This window comes from Peribacillus sp. B65 (assembly GCF_058513295.1).
In genome coordinates, this window is record NZ_CP195840.1 from 3,289,671 (window position 1) to 3,306,486 (window position 16,816).

The window sequence follows — 16,816 nt, forward strand, 5'->3', positions numbered from 1 at the left end:
TTTGCGCCTTTACTTCAATTCCTCTACAATAGCTCTAAGAAAAGAAGAAAAACGGGAGGCATTCATGAATTTAGATCAAATCATTAAAATAGATGGTTTCCAATCCATCCTCTATTCGCTTGTGGATGTAATCGATACAGGGATACATATAATCGATATAAAAGGGCGGACCATTGTATATAACAAGAAAATGGCAGAAATAGAAGGAATGGATTCAGAAGAAGTGTTAGGGAAGAAGATTCACGAAATCTTTAAATTCAAGGAAGAAACGGAGAGTACATTAATAAGGGCACTTCATTCGGGTAAGACAACCGAGAACTCGAAGCAGACCTACTTCAATAATCTTGGTCAGGAAATTACAACAATCAATAATACGTTTCCGATTTTGGATCAAAAGCAAAATATCATCGGAGCAATTGAAGTGGCAAAGGATATAACGAATCTGGAAAGAATCATTAAAGATAATATCTTAAATAAGGGCGATACCAAATATACGTTTGACAGCATCATCGGAACGAGTGAAAATTTCCTGGAAGTCATAGAAAAGAGCAAGCGCTCGACCAGAACGGCATCCTCCATCCTCGTCGTCGGAGAAACGGGCACAGGAAAAGAGCTCTTCGCCCAAAGCATCCATAATGGCAGCAGCCGTTCGACACATCCTTTCATCAGCCAAAACTGTGCTGCCCTGCCAGATAGTCTAATTGAAGGAATACTCTTCGGAACAAAGAAAGGCGCCTTCACCGGATCGATTGAAAGGCCTGGATTATTCGAACAGGCACAGGGCGGTACCATCCTGCTCGATGAAATCAACTCATTAAATCCGAACATGCAAGCGAAATTATTACGAGCCCTTCAAGAAAGGACGATTCGCCGTGTTGGGGATACAAAGGATAAAAAAATTGACGTTAGGGTCATTGCAACGATAAATGAAGATCCGATAGATGCCATTGCAAATGATCATTTACGAAAGGATTTATACTACCGATTAAGTGTCGTTTCGTTATTCATCCCGCCTCTTCGTGAACGGAAAGAGGATATTCCTCTGCTGGCGCAATCCTTCATCGAGAAATTCAATGCGCTGTTCGAATTGAATATAGAAGGAATCAGCGAAGATGTCTACTCGCTTTTTTATGATTACGACTGGCCCGGGAACGTAAGGGAACTTGAACATATCATTGAGGGGGCCATGAATTTAATGGAACCTAGCGATACAAAGATTGCCATCACCCACCTTCCGGCTCTATTTAGGAAAAAAGCCCATTTGGAAGACATTCGTCCCGATAAAAAAGAAAATCATGAAAATGGAGATTTACAGGAGTCGACCTTATCTCTTGATGATTATATCGCCCATACTGAAAAGCAATACTTGGAGAAGATTTTAAAAGAACATGGGATGAATATCTCCAAAGCAGCCAAGGCCCTGAATATTAGCCGCCAAAGTCTTCAATACCGCTTGAAAAAGTATCAGGTCAAATAACACAAAGAAGGCCCCCATTATATATATGGTGGGCCCTTTAGTTTATCGGCGGAAAGCGAGCGGGTTTCATGCGTATACCCTAAAATAGGCGGAAAGCGAGCGGGTTTCATGCGTATACCCTAAAATAAATGCCCAAATTCCTAATAGTGAGGTGAAGGTTAAAAAAATTCGTGAACGGTTGAATTAAGTTACATGTAGGTCGAATTAATGCTTCAAACGGTCGAATTAAATCCCGTGTAGGTCGAATTAATGCACCAACGGTCGAATTAAATCCCGTGTAGGTCGAATTAATGCTTCAACGGTCGAATTAAATCCCGTGTAGGTCGAATTAATGCACCAACGGTCGAATTAAATGCCATGTAGGTCGAATTAATGCACCAACGGTCGAATTAAATCCCATGTAGGTCGAATTAATGCATCAACGGGCGAATTAAATCCCATGTAGGTCGAATTAATGCATCAACGGGCGAATTAAATCCCATGTAGGTCGAATTAATGCATCAACGGTCGAATTAAATCCCGTGTAGGTCGAATTAATGCACCAACGGTCGAATTAAATGCCATGTAGGTCGAATTAATGCACCAACGGCCGAATAATGCCGTGTAGATCAAGGCAAACTCACTTTCTGCGAATTTGTCTACAGTCTGAAGGCCCTCATTGATAATGAGGGCCTTTTTTTGCTTCTATTCATTTTACTTCGCAATCAGAATGCTTCAGCCGCTTTTACAACGTTTTCCAAACCATCCGCGATGATTTTTTGTGTCCGATCCGGATACTGATTATGTCCTTCAATGACCACGACATCCGGATTGTTAATTCCCCATAGGCCAATGATATTTTTCACTAAATTCACGGCCATTTCAGCAGAAGCCATTCCTTCTAATGCATAATCAGAACCGCGGGCATTCAATAGCATGACTTTTTTATCACCAGCATACCCGACAGGACCTTCTGCCGTATAATTGAACATTTTACCTGCTTGTGCCAAATAGGAAAGATATGTGATAAGCGGCGCAGGAACCGTTGCATTCCAAAGAGGGAAAGCGAATACCACTTTATCCATGGCCAGGAATTGATTTAAATATTGGTCAACCAGATCGGCCGCCTTTTCCTCTTCGGCTGTCAGTTCAAGACCTTGGTTACGTTTATACAAACCGGTAATTGCCGTATTTCCATAGTAAGGAAGTTCTTCTTTAAATAAATCCAGTTCTGTCACTTCATCTGTACGGTGTGTCTCTTTATATGCTTTTAAGAAGGTGTCATACATTTTCGAGCTGATTGCCTGTTCTGCAGGACGATCGTTCACTTTTACGAATAATACTTTTGTCATTTTTCCATTCTCCCCTGCCGCGGTTTCTTTATTTCTAAATAATCTACTTAAGAATCCCATATCCTCTCACCATTGCTTTCTGATTTATAATATTTAGACGATTAAATGAATCTCATTGCCTGATGGATCTGTTACAGCGAAAAACCCTTCTTTTTCCGTGACGACAGCCCCGATTCCTTTCAGTTGTTCGGTTACTTTTTTTCTCGCTTCTTCGTCTGCAAAAACGAGAGTATACCAGTTTAGCCCTACACTATTTTCCTTAGGAGCAGGGGCGCCAACGCCATTCCAAGTGTTCAACCCTATGTGATGATGATATCCACCGGTTGAAGTAAAGAGCGCTCCTCCATATCGATTCACGACGCTAAACCCAAGACCTTGCATGTAAAACTCCTCCGTTTTACGTAAATCCGCTACATGCAAATGTATATGCCCCATTAAGGTACCTGCAGGCAGTTTGCTCCACTCGCCATCGCTTTCTTTCAGAAGGTCATTCCCATCCAGCGGATCCGTGCCCATTGCGACTTCCCCTCCGGCCCATCTCCAATCAGTTGATGGCCGATCAGAGTATACTTCAATCCCATTGCCATCCGGATCGGTAATGTACAGCGCTTCACTCACTTCATGATCAGCCGCTCCAAATGGATATTTCGTTTGAAGTAAATGGCGTAAAAATATCGATAAGTCAGCACGGCTTGGCAGTAAAAGGGCAAAGTGATACAAGCCCGTCGTCCGCCCTTCTTTCGGAATCACATCTGCAGGCTGCTCAAGTGTCAGCAACGGGGTTTTACCGTCTGTCGTCAAAACAGCTTGCCGGTCGGTTTTATTCAATACTTGAAGACCGATGATTTCTTGATAAAACAGAATGGCATTATTTAAATCCAATACATTTATACTGACCTCGCCAACAAAGGTAATTGGTTTTTGATGAAAATTTTTATCCATATTGTCACTTCCCTTTTTTATTGAAAATCACATGATCCAAAGAAAGAACCGTGCGGTTTGCACACGCTAGATAGACAGACATGGCAAGCAGTGCCAAGTCCAGTTCGTAACCCGCCGCTTGCCCGTTTCCAAGAAAACCAGCAGGTAATTTAGCCGTGAAAATCGCCCCCGCCATAATGACCGCAAATAGGACGGATACGATTCGTGTTCCCAAACCCAGTATAACCGCAAGTCCTCCAATCAATTCGATTCCTGCAACGATGTATGCCATGAAGCCAGGAATGCCAAGGCTATCGAAAAATCCCGCCGTATTTCCTATGCCCCCTTGAAACTTTGAAACGCCGTGAATGAAAAAAGTAAGACCTAAAATCACCCTTAAAAAAACTTGACCTGCATCATTTTTATTCATGTATGAATTCTCCTTTTGTCAGTTACTTTATGTAAGTAATTATATTTTCATAAGCTTATAATGTCAAGTAAGTTTATTGGAATTCATTTTTTTACCTAAAAAAACGAATTGCCGAAAGCAACTCGTTATATGGTGTCACTATTTAAATGTGTAATAAATGGTTGAATTGATGATGAAAGAATCCGCAATCGTTCTCCCGACTTCCTCACATGCCACCTTACTTCCTCCTTAAGTATCAAACTTAATCGAAATCAGTTCTTTTGTGTATGAATGGCGATCGCTGCAAAAAAGCTGTTCTTTTTCAAAAGAATCCACAATACCCCCCCCTTTCATCACCATGATCCGTTGGCTCATCTCCTGTACAGCCGATAGATCATGGGAAATAAAAAGGTAAGAAATGTCCAAAGTCTCCCGCAGCCCGCCTAACAATTTCAGCACCGCCGCTTGAGACAGAACGTCCAGGCTTGAAGCCGGTTCATCCAATATAATGAGGGCCGGTTCAATGCTGATTGCGCGTGCAATGGTCACCCGCTGCTTTTGTCCGCCGCTTAGCTCATGCGGGTAACGTTCAGCAAAACTCCTTGGAAGCTCCACAGTTTCCAGGAGCTGTTCGATAAAGTTCGCTTCACTTGTATAAGTAAAATGTTTCAGATTTACCTGACTGCCAAATTGAAGATATGGATCCATTAGTGAATCTTTAATCCTTAGTTTTGGATTCAAAGCCGATGCAGGATTCTGCAAAACAGCCTGGATGTTCTTACGATACGGTTTTAAACTGCGTTCGCTTTTGTTTTGCAGCGCCGTTCCTTCAAATAGGATGCTGCCCTGGTCAAAAGATTCAACCTGAAGGATAAGTCTTGCCAATGTGCTTTTTCCGCTCCCGCTCTCTCCCACTAATCCAAGGCATTCCTTCCTTTCGATGCTGAAATTCACGTTCCTTAGTATTTCCACTCCGTTATCATAGCTTTTATGGACATTGCGTACGTCTAATAAACTCATCCTGACACTCCTTCAAGCTTAAATGGAATTCTGCTCAATGATGGTGATGATTGAATCAGTTCATTCGTATAAGTGTGCCGCGGATGATTCAATACCTGATTTTTATCACCGGTCTCAATGATGGCCCCGTCTTTCATGACCGCAATGCGATCCGCATACTTCCTGACATGACGTAAATCATGGGTAATGAACAAGATCGCACATCCGGTTTCTTTTTGGAGCCTTGATAACAGCTGTAAGACCTTAAATGAAGATACACTGTCCAAGGCTGTGGTCGGTTCATCCGCTATCAATATATCCGGCTCAAGCAGCAGGGCTATTGAAATGGATACACGTTGAAGCTGCCCGCCGCTTAATTGAAAAGGGTATCTGCTGTAGATATCTTCATTCAGGCCCACCGAAATGAGCGCCTTGACCGCTTGCTTGCGCCTCTCCTTTTTGGAAAGGTTCAAATGTGTTCGCTGATATTCGTCGAAATGTTTACCGATGGTAAGGAACGGTGTAAATGAACCCTGGTAATCTTGAAAAATATAAGCCAGGCGCTTTCCGCGAATCTTCCTGATTTCTGAGGAAGATAGCGTTAATAAATTCTTTTCCCCGTACCATATTTCTCCCTTCGCTTGGAGATTGGGTGCAAGCAGCTGACATATTGCCATGGCAGTCATGCTTTTGCCGCTCCCGCTTTGTCCGACAAGTGCGAACCATTCACCTTTCTGCACATCCAATGAAATATCCTTGACGATATGATTTTGCTTCCCCATGATATTTAGATGCCTCACGGATAAAATGCTCATGATTCCACCTCCTTTTTCACATCGAATGCATCGCGCAAATAATCACCGAGCATGTTGGATAGAAGGACGACAAATACGATGGCTAGCCCTGGGTAAATCATCAGCAACATATTGGATTGAAAGTATGGACGGGCATCATTCAGCATGGCTCCCCACTCTGGTGCCGGCGGCTGCGCCCCGAGCCCAATATATGATAAGGAAGATATGAGCAAAATGATTTTTCCTAAATCAAGGCTAGAAAGGACCAGCACGTTCCCGATAAGGTGCGGAAATAGATGCTTCCGCATGATTCCAAATGAACTTAATCCATTGATTTTAGCAACTGTGACATAGTCCTTCTGACGTTCGGTGATCACCGCACTTCGTACAAGCCGGGCATAATTCACCCATTTCACTAGAACGATCGCCAACAGGAGATTTTCGATTCCTGGTCCTAATAAACCACTAAGCACAATCGCAACGATTGTATCAGGAAATGCGAGAAACGCGTCTGCAATTCGCATGAAAATCCGATCGATCAGACCTCCTTTAAAACCGGCAATCACCCCGAACGGGACGCCGATGATAACCGCGGCAAACAAAGATAAGAGACCGTAGCCAACCGTCAGCTGTGCGCCAAGCAGAAGACGTGTCAACACATCACGCCCTAGATGATCTGTCCCTAACGGATGTTCCATGCTTGCCGGCCGTAACCTTTCTCCCAGATTTACCAGTGCCGGATCATGTTCCAGAATAAGAAAGGTGTAAGCCGTAACGGCAAGGACTGTAGCCATCACCGTAAAAAGGACTGTCATTCTCCAACGCCTTTTGGATTTTTTTTTGATAACTAACTCCATTTTCCATGCTTCCTTTCCTTCAGTCTTAGCTCCGGGTTTAAATACCGATAAGATAAATCCACGGCACTATTAACCATGAATACAGTGATGGCCATGACCAACAGGTACCCTTGGATGACTGGATAATCCCGTGACCGAATCGAGTCCACGACCATCTTACCTATGCCTGGATAGGCAAAAATCACTTCGATTACCACTACACCGCCGATCAGGCTGCCAAGGCTGACACCGAATACGGTGATGACCGGGGGCAAGCTATAACGAAATGCATGGGCAAAGAATATCCGTATTTCCGATATCCCCCTAGATCTGGCAGCCCTGATGAAATCATGACTGAGGGAATCTATTAAACTCGAACGCAGCAAACGTACGTACACACTTGTGATGGCCAGTCCCAGCGTGACTGACGGCAGAATCAAAGAACGAAATCCGTCCCTGCCCATTGTTGGAAGGGCCCCCCATCGTACCGCAAATAAATCTATCAAGAGCAGCCCCAGCCAAAAGCTAGGAATGGCTGCGCCCAACAAAGAAACGGCACGGCTTATCTGATCAATCCAGCTTCCCCTGTACAAGGCAGCAAGCGAACCTAATGGAATGGCTATACCAAGCATGACAAGCAATGCGCCAATCGTCAGCTCAAGTGTTGCAGGCAGTCCGCTCATGATCATCTCCATCACAGGCTGATTCGTCAGATAGGAATGCCCGAAATCCAATTGGATAAAGTCCATAAACCAATCGCCATACTGCACTAACAGCGGATCATTGAACCCCAATTCTTCACGAAGCTCATTGACTTGCTCGTTTGTGATCGACACATCATCCACTTGAAGTATCGAGAGAACCGGGTCCCCTGGAGCAAGCCGAACAAAAAGGAAAGAGATGAATGTAATTACAAGGACAAAAATCACGACCTCAATGAATCGCCGGACTAAGATGCGCAACATTCACTTCACATCCAGTTCATTCGTCAGCATGTAGTATTCGCTTCTCGAAGTGATCCAGTTTTCAACTTTATCGGCATCATAAGCAACAAGTGTATTCGGATGTAAAATGAATGAATTATACACCTGTTCATCCACATACATCGCAATCTCCTCAGCTAAATCCGAGCGCTTCTCCTGTCCGACCGTTACGTTCAGCTCATCAATCAGGGACGTCAGGCGATCATCATCGGCCCCACTTAAGTTCAAGGCTCCCTTTGGATGGTAAGTAGCATTTAAATAATAACCGGCATCCCCGCGCGGAGCCGTTAAATTGCTGTAGGTCGTTAAATCCCAATCGCGATTGGCAGCCATATACTCTTCAGGGATTTCTATTTGCTTGATTTTCACATCAATCCCCAACTGGCCGGCATCCGATTGAAAAACTTGGGCAATTAACGGCAGGTCGGCACGTGAACTGTATGTAAGAAGTGTAAACGTTAACGGTTTGCCGTCTTTTTGCATGACACCATCCACTTTCTTATATCCCGCCTGATCAAGAAACTCCTTAGCCGCTTCCATTCCATTCTCTTTTTTCGGATAGTCCGGAGCAAAAGAGAATGTTGATGGAAATGGCCCAGTTGCCACTTCTGCATGACCATGTAAAATCGTATCCGCAATGGATGAACGGTCGATCAAGGCATCTATCGCCTTTCGGACGTGTATGTCCTGCAATGCTTTACGTTCCAAATTCATCGTCATTTGATGGACGCGGAAAGTGGATGTCGATTCAACCTTCACACCATCTATCGCCTTTAAATTTTCCAGGCTTTCCACTTCCGGACGGAAAACAATATCGGCGCCTCCCGATTCAAGGGCAAGAGACCGTGCATTGGCATCTTCATTAAACGAAAACCTGGCGCTCTCAAGCTTTGCGGCCCCATCCCAGTAAGACTCATAACGTATTAAATCAACAGCCGTACCTGGTATGAATTTCGAAACGGCAAATGGCCCTGTTCCTATCGGCTTGTTTATATAGTCACTTTCCTTCACGTCAATAATCGATGTATTTGGATGAACCAATTCAGAAGGAAACTCAGGAAAAGGAACCTCCGTCTTAATCGTCAGCGCATTTCCGTCCGCTTCAATCGACTCAATGCGCAAGGCATTCTTGATCGCCGGACTATCTTTCACCGCCCTCTCCAACGAAGCCTTCACCGCTTTGCCATCCATCGGCTTTCCATTCTGAAAAGTCACACCCTCCCTTAACTCGAAATTCCATAATTGACCGTCCTTGCTATCCCAGCTTTTCGCCAGCCAAGGTTCGATGGTCAGATCCTCATCATTGAGATGCACCAATGTCTCAGTGATCCCAGCCCTTAGTGACACATAACTAGTATCGACATTCGGATCAAGCGAGCTAGTCGCAAAATTAAAAAGCAAGTTCACTTCCTTCTCCCCTCCCACTTCATTCGCAGACTCGGTGGAACAAGCAGCCATAAGTAAGACTGAAAAACATACAATAAAAATCAATTTACATTTTCTGAACACGATATATTTCCTCCATTACCTCAACTATTTTGGCTGACACAAAATCGTATTGATTACGATTTAGATTGTAGCTTTACCATCATGACAAACGACGTAACACATCGCCGAATGCTTATCAGAAATCAAAAAATGTAATCCTCCTCGAGAGTAAACATCCATTCACGAGTAAATGTGCTAAACTCACGAGTATTTGCTCCAAATTCACGAGTTTTTGCTCCAATTCACGAGTTTTTGCTCTAAATCTCGTGCAATAGCACCAAAATTTTAAGGTAAATGCACCAAACTCTCGATTTATTGCACTAATCCGACTTTTTCAAGTATTTCCCCATATTTTCAACATATAAAGCCCCTTTCGCCAAACAAATCAAAATGATTACGATTTACACTATAAAAAGAACCTCTTATCTTGACTGCCTTTCATTATAAAACGTAATGATTACTGTTTACAAGGTTTTTTTGAGTTTTAAAGATTATCGGAGAAAGTTCCTTCTTTTTGATTAAGAAAAAACTCCTGAAAAAAATTTTCAGGAGTTCTCGGCTTTTACTTCAAGTTGTTGTAGTGGTTGATAACTTCTTTAGTTATTTCGCTATTTTCATCCAATCCGCTAACTTCCTTAAGTGCTGACGCTACACCGTGTTCTTTGATCATCGTTTGCAGTTTAAGGGCTTCTTCATCTTCGTTAAAATCAAAGTGTAAAGCGGCCGCTATCGCTTTCGCCAGATTAGTATAGGAAAGGCCGGCTTTCTTTGCTTCTACGGCAGGGCGCACGAGACGGTCGTTTGGCCCGAGTTTACGCAGCGGTGAACGTCCGACTCTATTCACCGAGTCATTCAGGTAGGAGTTTTTAAAACGATTAATGATTTTTTCGATATACTGCTGATGCTCACCTGCATCCAAACCGTATTGCTTTATTAAATAGGCGCCCGTTTCCCCTAGGGTTTTCTTGACTTGCTCCACAATGCCTTCGTCTTCCAACGACTGGTCAATCGTTGATTTTTCATTTTTGAGATAACCGAGGTAAGCAATGACGGCATGTCCTGTATTAACGGTAAACAGTTTTCTCTCAATGAATGGGGCGAGTTCTTTTACAATGGTCATCCCTTCAACGGCAGGAATGCTTTCCTTCGTTTCAACGACCCATTCATAGTAAGGTTCCACCAAAACATCGAGTGATCCTTCGTTATTTTGGATAGGAACGATGCGATCGACTGCTGAGTTAAAGAAGTAGACTTTATCGGCTAGTTTTTCTTTTGTAGCTTGATCCAAGTTTTCCAGAATGTAGCCTTCTAAAAGGTCTGTTGCCGATATTTGGTTTTCACAAGCGATCACATATAGCTTTTCATCGGTTTCCTTCACTCTTGATGCTAATCCTTTTGCAATTAACGGAGCGATATGAGGCAAAATATTGGGACCGATAGCAGTGGTGAGGTAGGTTGCTCCGGAAATTGCTTTAATGACTTCCTCTTCCTGCTTTAAACTGTTTAAACCCGATACATTTTTCACTGTGACGGATTCTTGTTGATCAGTGGCCAGTTTGACTTGATATTGCTTTTTATCATTTAACTGATCGATGATTTGATCAGCTATATCTACAAATGTCACATGATATCCAGATTGTGAAAAAAGTGCTCCGATAAATCCTCTTCCAATGTTTCCTGCACCGAAATGTACTGCTTGTTTCATTACAATCATCCCTTTATCAAGTTAGTATATAAATAATCCAAAAATATGGCTTCCAGCCTTCCTCTAATCATTTCTTCGTCCGAAGATGAAAAAATCATGATGGATTCATTGCTTTCAATTAAGCTTGAACTTATTAAGCTGACGATTTCCTGCTGCTTCACACTTAATTCTTCAGGTGCCAGCATCAGCAGTAAATTTTTCATACGGACGTCATTTCCGTCCATACCTTTGACCAGACGATATTCCTCCAGGTGGGCCACCTGGAATATCAGTTCTTTTACATTCTTATGTCTCGTATGGAAAAGGCCCATTCCAGTGCCCGGAATGCCTAAACCGCCCTTTTTTTCCCGTTCCTTCAAGGATCTGACCACACCATCCGCACCCAGCAGCAGTTCTTCCGTTTCAGCCATCCTCACCATTTCTTCAATGATTTCTGGATGTCCTTTCAGATGCGGCAGCCGATAAAACCGGAAATTATCCATGATCGACTCGATGCTCTGCTGGGCATCCTTCAATTCCTGCAGCACTTCTTTCAATTCGCCATCCTCTTTTTTTGTCACGGTATCCTTATGGGCTGAATGACTGCCATAACGCTTATTCTTCGTGAAGTTTTCGATATTCTTCCTTAAATAATTCCTGATGTTCAATATATTCTCTTCACTCAAAAGAGGGGATACAAGGATATAATCACTATCGATATACGGAAGCCGGACGGTAGAAATGATTACATCGTAGTTTTTCAGGCTGCCTTGCTGCTGGATGTCTTTGATCGTCTTGATTTCTACAGACTCGATTTCGATTATTTCTTTTTTGATCCGGCTTGCAAGCATCTTCGATGTACCGATACCTGTCGGGCAAACGATGAGAGCCCTTATTGATATTTCTTCCTCCCGGAGCACTAATGCAGATCCGAAATGAAGGACGATGAAGGCTATTTCATTTTCAGGAAATTCTTTTATTTCTGTGAATCCCTTTTCCAGACTGGTCTTCACTGCCAAAAAGAGAACCGGATACTTTCGCTTAATATCTTCGGTTAAGGGGTTGTACAATCCCATTTCCTGTTTGATCCGGAAAAGCGATGGTTCCATATGGGCAAGGAGCCCCTGATACAATGGGAAATCCTTGGTCAAATCGATTTGCAGTTGTGCCGAAACATCTTTTATCAGGTTTCTTATCAACTGGCCAAGCAACACACTGTCATATGGAACGGCATCTGCCGCATGAAGCTTGGACCCTTTAAGGATGGCTGCCAGGTAGCTTATATCATCGATGGTAAAAGAGACTTCCAGCTTTGTGCTGAGTTCCTTGCCTATTTTATTCATGAGATTATTCTCATCGGAAAGTTCGCTTATTTTCTTGAAGTCCTTCTCCAAAAAAAATTGGCTTTCATTCCTTTGCAGGGTTACATAAATATGTACTATTAACCCTATATACCCGCTATCCGCCAAACGGGAATGGACACGGTTAAAAGTTGAGTTCAGCACCCCATCGATAGCCAGAAGATATTCGGGATCGAAATAGTCGAGGATTTTCGCTTCTGGAAATTTTCCTTCTTGCAGCAAAAATAAACTTTCAATCAGCTCTTCATTAAAGAAGTGCAAGAAATATGCTGCCTGTGCTTTCCGTTTATTTTCTTCGGTGCCGGCAAGCTCTATTCCGACTCCCCTTTTTCTGGTAATCACGATATTAAAATTCTTTAACCATTCAGTCAGTTCGTCCAAATAGGTTGTAAGAGTCGTTATGCTTATACCGAGATCCCCCGCAAGAACTTGAGTTTTATATGATTCTTCCTGCAGTAAAGCTAAAAGGAGATGCAGCTTTCTTTCTTGTGGCGTTTGATCGATCGGATGATTGCCCATCAGGTGCTGTACAAGCCGAAAGACTTGTTCATTCTTCCCGTCGATGGACAGGCCCTCATGTGTATTGCGTGTTAAATTCAACTCAAATGATTGCAGGATTTTTTCTATGGACTTCAGATCGCGTTGAACCGTCCGGACACTAACATTCAATTGTGTCGCAATGGATAAGGCTGTATGTTTTCCTGAAGTTTTTATGATCAATTCTATGATTGATTTTTCCCTTGAAGTAATATACATGCTACCAACTCATTTCAGGTGGAGTAACACGAGAAAATACTGAATAGAAAAGCGTAAAACGCTTTTCTATTCTTGTTTTAAGAGTATTTAATTATTTTCGACATTTATAATATCCATCATTTCCCTGGCTGATGTGGCTTTAACCATCTTTTCAATATTCTCCATCTCAGAGCAGGTAACTGCAATGCCAGATAGAATTTCAAGATGTGTCCCGTCCTTGCCGGCAATGCCGAATATCAATCGTGCCTTTTGGCCGTCAAAGTCGACACCATCAGGAATTTGTAAAACGGTAAATCCAGATTTAAGGACATCTTTCTTAGCTTCCTCGGTTCCGTGCGGAATGGCTACATCATTCCCCATATAGGTTGAAGTCAATTCATCACGGGCAATCATTGCTTCAATATAGCTTTCCTTAACGTAACCTGCATTAACCAAAGCTCTTCCCGCAAAGCGGATCGCTTCTTCCTTATTGGCGAATTGTTGATTAAGGAAGATGTTTTCTTCACGAAGCAATTCATTATCATCCTGCTCATCCTCGTTGATGCCAGGCTCGATTGAATGTTCACGAACACCGGGAACCTTCTCTTCAGCATCTTCGACGATTTCATGCAGCTCATCGGTACCGTCATCCTGAAGCCGTGCAAGTAATGAATCGTATTCAGGGCTCGATAGGAAATTATCGACGGATACATGATATGCATTAGGGACTTTATTCTGTGCCCTTGGAGTTAGCTCTTCCTGTGTAATGACGATTTGTGCATCTGCAGGAATGTTTGAGATCGCCGTATTTGTAACAGTGATATTCAATCCGGCTTCCTTCACCTTCTTGCGAAGCAGCGAAGCCCCCATCGCACTTGATCCCATCCCAGCATCGCAGGCAAATATTATTTTGTTGACGTTTGCTGGCATCGTACCCGGATCTGAAGCGAATACATCGGCAACAGAGCTTTTCTTGCCTTTCATTTCTTGCATTTTTTTCGCGGCATCTTCAATATTCTCTTCAGATTGCTTTCCTGTTTTCAGGATGAATGCACCGACGATGAATGAAACGATGGCCGCTACGATCACGCCTGCAAAGTTAGCAATATATGCTCCCGCATTATGCGGAGTTACCGCTGTAATGGCAAGAATGCTTCCTGGAGATGCTGGAGCGAACAATCCTCCGCCTAAAAGGACCAAAGTGAAGACTCCACTCATGCCTCCAAGAATGACTGCTAAGAATAACATCGGCTTCATTAGGATATAAGGGAAATAAATTTCATGTATCCCGCCGAAGAAATGAATGATGGCAGCTCCTGGCGCCGATTTCTTCGCCGTTCCCTTTCCAAAAAAGCAATAAGCAAGCAGTACGCCGATACCTGGTCCAGGATTCGATTCCAGAAGGAACAGGATTGAAGCCCCTGTTTGTTTAACTTGCTCTACACCGATTGGTGATAGTACACCATGATTGATGGCATTGTTCAAGAACAATACCTTGGCAGGCTCGATCAGGATACTAGTCAACGGCAGTAAACCTGTACCGACAAGCCAATCTACTCCTGCTACAAGCCAGCCTGTAAATACGTCTACAGCAGGACCGATGGCCAAGAAGGATAGAATGGACAATAGGCCGCCAATAATTCCTGCTGAGAAATTATTAACAAGCATTTCAAATCCGGCTTTTATTTTCCCTTCAATCAATTGATCGAATTTCTTGATGACATAACCACCGAACGGTCCCATTATCATGGCTCCAAGGAACATCGGGATGTCAGATCCGACGATGACGCCCATTGTCGCAATGGCACCGACTACGCCGCCTCGGTGGTCATGGATTAGCTTACCACCCGTATACCCAATTAAAAGCGGCAGTAAAAACGTAACCATCGGTGTAACCATTTTGGCAAGGCTTTCATTTGGCAGGAAACCAGATGGAATGAATAGGGCAGTGATTAGCCCCCATGCTATGAAAGCTGATATATTCGGCATGACCATTGAACTTAGAAAGTTACCGAACTTTTGAACTGCAACTTTTATATTAAAGTGAGCCATTTTGCTCCCTTCCCTTCATATTAATATAGTTTCCTCTAATCTTAAGGTACGTACCTTCCGCATTCAATAAAAGAAAAAGCTAACTTTGTCGCGAAGGAGAAGACAAACATAATGTATCTCACTTTTCCAGATTTATTCAGCGCTTGATGCAGACAGAAAAGAGCCCCGTTCGCAACTTGACGAACGGGACTCTTTAGAATCTTATAGTGGGATGATTCCCAATAGGACACATACCACTATCATGACAAGCGTCGAACCGCATGCCCATTTAAGGAAAGTTCGCTGCAATGCACCGAAATCCTCCCCTACCATTCCAACCAATAGATAGGTGGATGGAACAAGCGGGCTTAATAGATGGACGGGCAAACCTAATAGTGAAGCTCTGCCGATCAGGGCAGGGTCGATTCCATAAGCAGCTCCCGCTTTAGCAAGTAATGGGAGCACACCATAATAAAATGCGTCATTAGACATGAAGAACGTAAAAGGTGCTGAGATGATGGCTGTGATGACAGCAAAATGTGCGCCCATTTGATCTGGAATATGCTGAATCAAAGAGTTTGCCATGGCATCGACCATTTCCGTACCGGCAAGGATTCCAGTGAAGACACCTGCTGCAAAAATCATCGAAATTACAGATAAAGCATTGTCCGCATAGTTTGCCACACGCTCTTTCTGATCACTGAGTTTCGGATAATTAACCGTAATGGCAATTGCGAAACCTACCATGAACAGAACCGCTGAAGGCATAAGTTCCATAATCAACGCAACCAGCAGTGTAAGAGTCAATGCGTAATTGAATATTATCAATTTAGGACGCTTAAGATAAGCATCTTCCGTTGCAGCCGCGTGCTGTGCCACAGCCCGATAATCGACTTCAATGATTCCAATTCTCTTTCTTTCTTTTTTACCCAGGCAATATGCCATGAAAAGGACGAATAGGACTCCGCCAATCATTGCAGGAATGACAGGGGTGAAAACATCGGACATTTCAAGTTTTAAAGCGGTCATTACCCGTGCTGTAGGGCCTCCCCAAGGAAGAAGGTTCATGACTCCAGATGACGAAACAGCAATACCGGCCAATACTAGCGGTCTCATTCCAATCCGTTTATATAGCGGAAGCATGGCTGAAATCGTTATCATATATGTAGTCGTACCATCTCCATCCAAGGAAATCAGCAAGGCCAGGACTGCCGTGCCGATGGCAATTTTCACCGGATCGCCTTTTACAACCTTAAGAATTGTATTGATGATCGGGTCAAAAACCCCAGCATCAATCAAAATTCCAAAGAAAAGGATCGCAAATAAAATCATGATTCCCGTTGGCGCGACGTCTTTGATTCCTTCCAACGCCATCTCACCCATTTTACCGCCAAACCCGCCAATAAGTGCAAAGGCACTTGGTACTGCAATCAAAGCTATCATGGCTGAAAGTCGCCCTGTCATAATTAAAATCATAAACACTAATATCATCAAGTATCCTAATAAAGCGAGCATATGATCACTCCTTAATTTCTAATTTTCTAATTTTCTAAATTGTATATGAAATCACTTTATCTGTAAGCGTTTTCAATTTATTGTGTTTTAAAACTATTAAATTAATTGTGTTCATTGTGTTCACGGAGGCGATTTTCCAGAGTGAACCAGACTCCATTCCCCAGGTTGAATGGCGGGTTCTTTAAGGAAAAGATACGATTATTAAGCAAACAGTGACTAAATCTTTATGCATTGCAGAGGGTTTCTAAACTA

13 protein-coding genes are annotated in these 16,816 nt (G+C 43.1%); 1 reads left to right on the plus strand and 12 read right to left on the minus strand.

The window, feature by feature from the left end; translation table 11 throughout:
• Positions 1–64: 64 nt before the first annotated feature.
• On the plus strand, positions 65–1,477 hold the full coding sequence (locus ACSR9O_RS16115) for a sigma-54 interaction domain-containing protein (RefSeq protein WP_491724697.1): 1,413 nt from the start codon (positions 65–67) through the stop codon (positions 1,475–1,477).
• Positions 1,478–2,181: 704 nt separating this feature from the next.
• Here ACSR9O_RS16115 and ACSR9O_RS16120 read toward each other — a convergent pair.
• The 12 genes from ACSR9O_RS16120 to ACSR9O_RS16175 form a co-directional block, all read right to left on the minus strand.
• Entirely contained in the window at positions 2,182–2,868 is a 687-nt protein-coding gene (locus ACSR9O_RS16120) for an FMN-dependent NADH-azoreductase (protein ID WP_427571622.1), read from the minus strand.
• Positions 2,869–2,901: 33 nt separating this feature from the next.
• Positions 2,902–3,750 carry a VOC family protein gene (locus ACSR9O_RS16125; protein ID WP_101223095.1) on the minus strand — a complete coding sequence of 283 codons (849 nt, stop codon included), beginning with the start codon at positions 3,748–3,750 and terminating at the stop codon, positions 2,902–2,904.
• 4 nt (positions 3,751–3,754) lie between these two features.
• On the minus strand, positions 3,755–4,159 hold the full coding sequence (locus ACSR9O_RS16130; protein WP_260358432.1) for a DoxX family protein: 405 nt from the start codon (positions 4,157–4,159) through the stop codon (positions 3,755–3,757).
• Positions 4,160–4,387: 228 nt separating this feature from the next.
• The gene (locus ACSR9O_RS16135; RefSeq protein WP_491724698.1) at positions 4,388–5,158 is read right to left on the minus strand and encodes an ABC transporter ATP-binding protein; all 771 of its coding nucleotides are present in this window, start codon (positions 5,156–5,158) and stop codon (positions 4,388–4,390) included.
• On the minus strand, positions 5,155–5,952 hold the full coding sequence (locus ACSR9O_RS16140) for an ABC transporter ATP-binding protein (protein ID WP_101223098.1): 798 nt from the start codon (positions 5,950–5,952) through the stop codon (positions 5,155–5,157). The genes ACSR9O_RS16135 and ACSR9O_RS16140 overlap by 4 nt, the downstream gene beginning before the upstream one ends.
• Positions 5,949–6,788 (minus strand): nickel transporter permease, encoded by an 840-nt coding sequence (nikC, locus tag ACSR9O_RS16145; protein ID WP_491724699.1) that lies wholly within the window; start codon positions 6,786–6,788, stop codon positions 5,949–5,951. Before nikC ends, ACSR9O_RS16140 begins: the two co-directional genes overlap by 4 nt.
• Positions 6,779–7,732 carry a nickel ABC transporter permease gene (nikB, locus tag ACSR9O_RS16150; RefSeq protein ID WP_491724700.1) on the minus strand — a complete coding sequence of 318 codons (954 nt, stop codon included), beginning with the start codon at positions 7,730–7,732 and terminating at the stop codon, positions 6,779–6,781. Before nikB ends, nikC begins: the two co-directional genes overlap by 10 nt.
• Positions 7,733–9,208 carry a nickel ABC transporter substrate-binding protein gene (gene nikA, locus ACSR9O_RS16155; RefSeq protein WP_491725481.1) on the minus strand — a complete coding sequence of 492 codons (1,476 nt, stop codon included), beginning with the start codon at positions 9,206–9,208 and terminating at the stop codon, positions 7,733–7,735. It lies immediately after the preceding gene.
• Positions 9,209–9,800: 592 nt separating this feature from the next.
• Positions 9,801–10,943 (minus strand): mannitol-1-phosphate 5-dehydrogenase, encoded by a 1,143-nt coding sequence (locus ACSR9O_RS16160; RefSeq protein WP_491724701.1) that lies wholly within the window; start codon positions 10,941–10,943, stop codon positions 9,801–9,803.
• 5 nt (positions 10,944–10,948) lie between these two features.
• Complete coding sequence (locus tag ACSR9O_RS16165; RefSeq protein WP_491724702.1) at positions 10,949–13,039, minus strand: BglG family transcription antiterminator; 2,091 nt, start codon at positions 13,037–13,039, stop codon at positions 10,949–10,951.
• Positions 13,040–13,126: 87 nt separating this feature from the next.
• Positions 13,127–15,070: a PTS mannitol transporter subunit IICBA gene (locus tag ACSR9O_RS16170; RefSeq protein ID WP_491724703.1), complete on the minus strand. Its 1,944-nt coding sequence runs from the start codon at positions 15,068–15,070 to the stop codon at positions 13,127–13,129.
• A gap of 201 nt (positions 15,071–15,271) precedes the next feature.
• Positions 15,272–16,564: a CitMHS family transporter gene (locus ACSR9O_RS16175; protein WP_137018653.1), complete on the minus strand. Its 1,293-nt coding sequence runs from the start codon at positions 16,562–16,564 to the stop codon at positions 15,272–15,274.
• Positions 16,565–16,816: the final 252 nt, after the last annotated feature.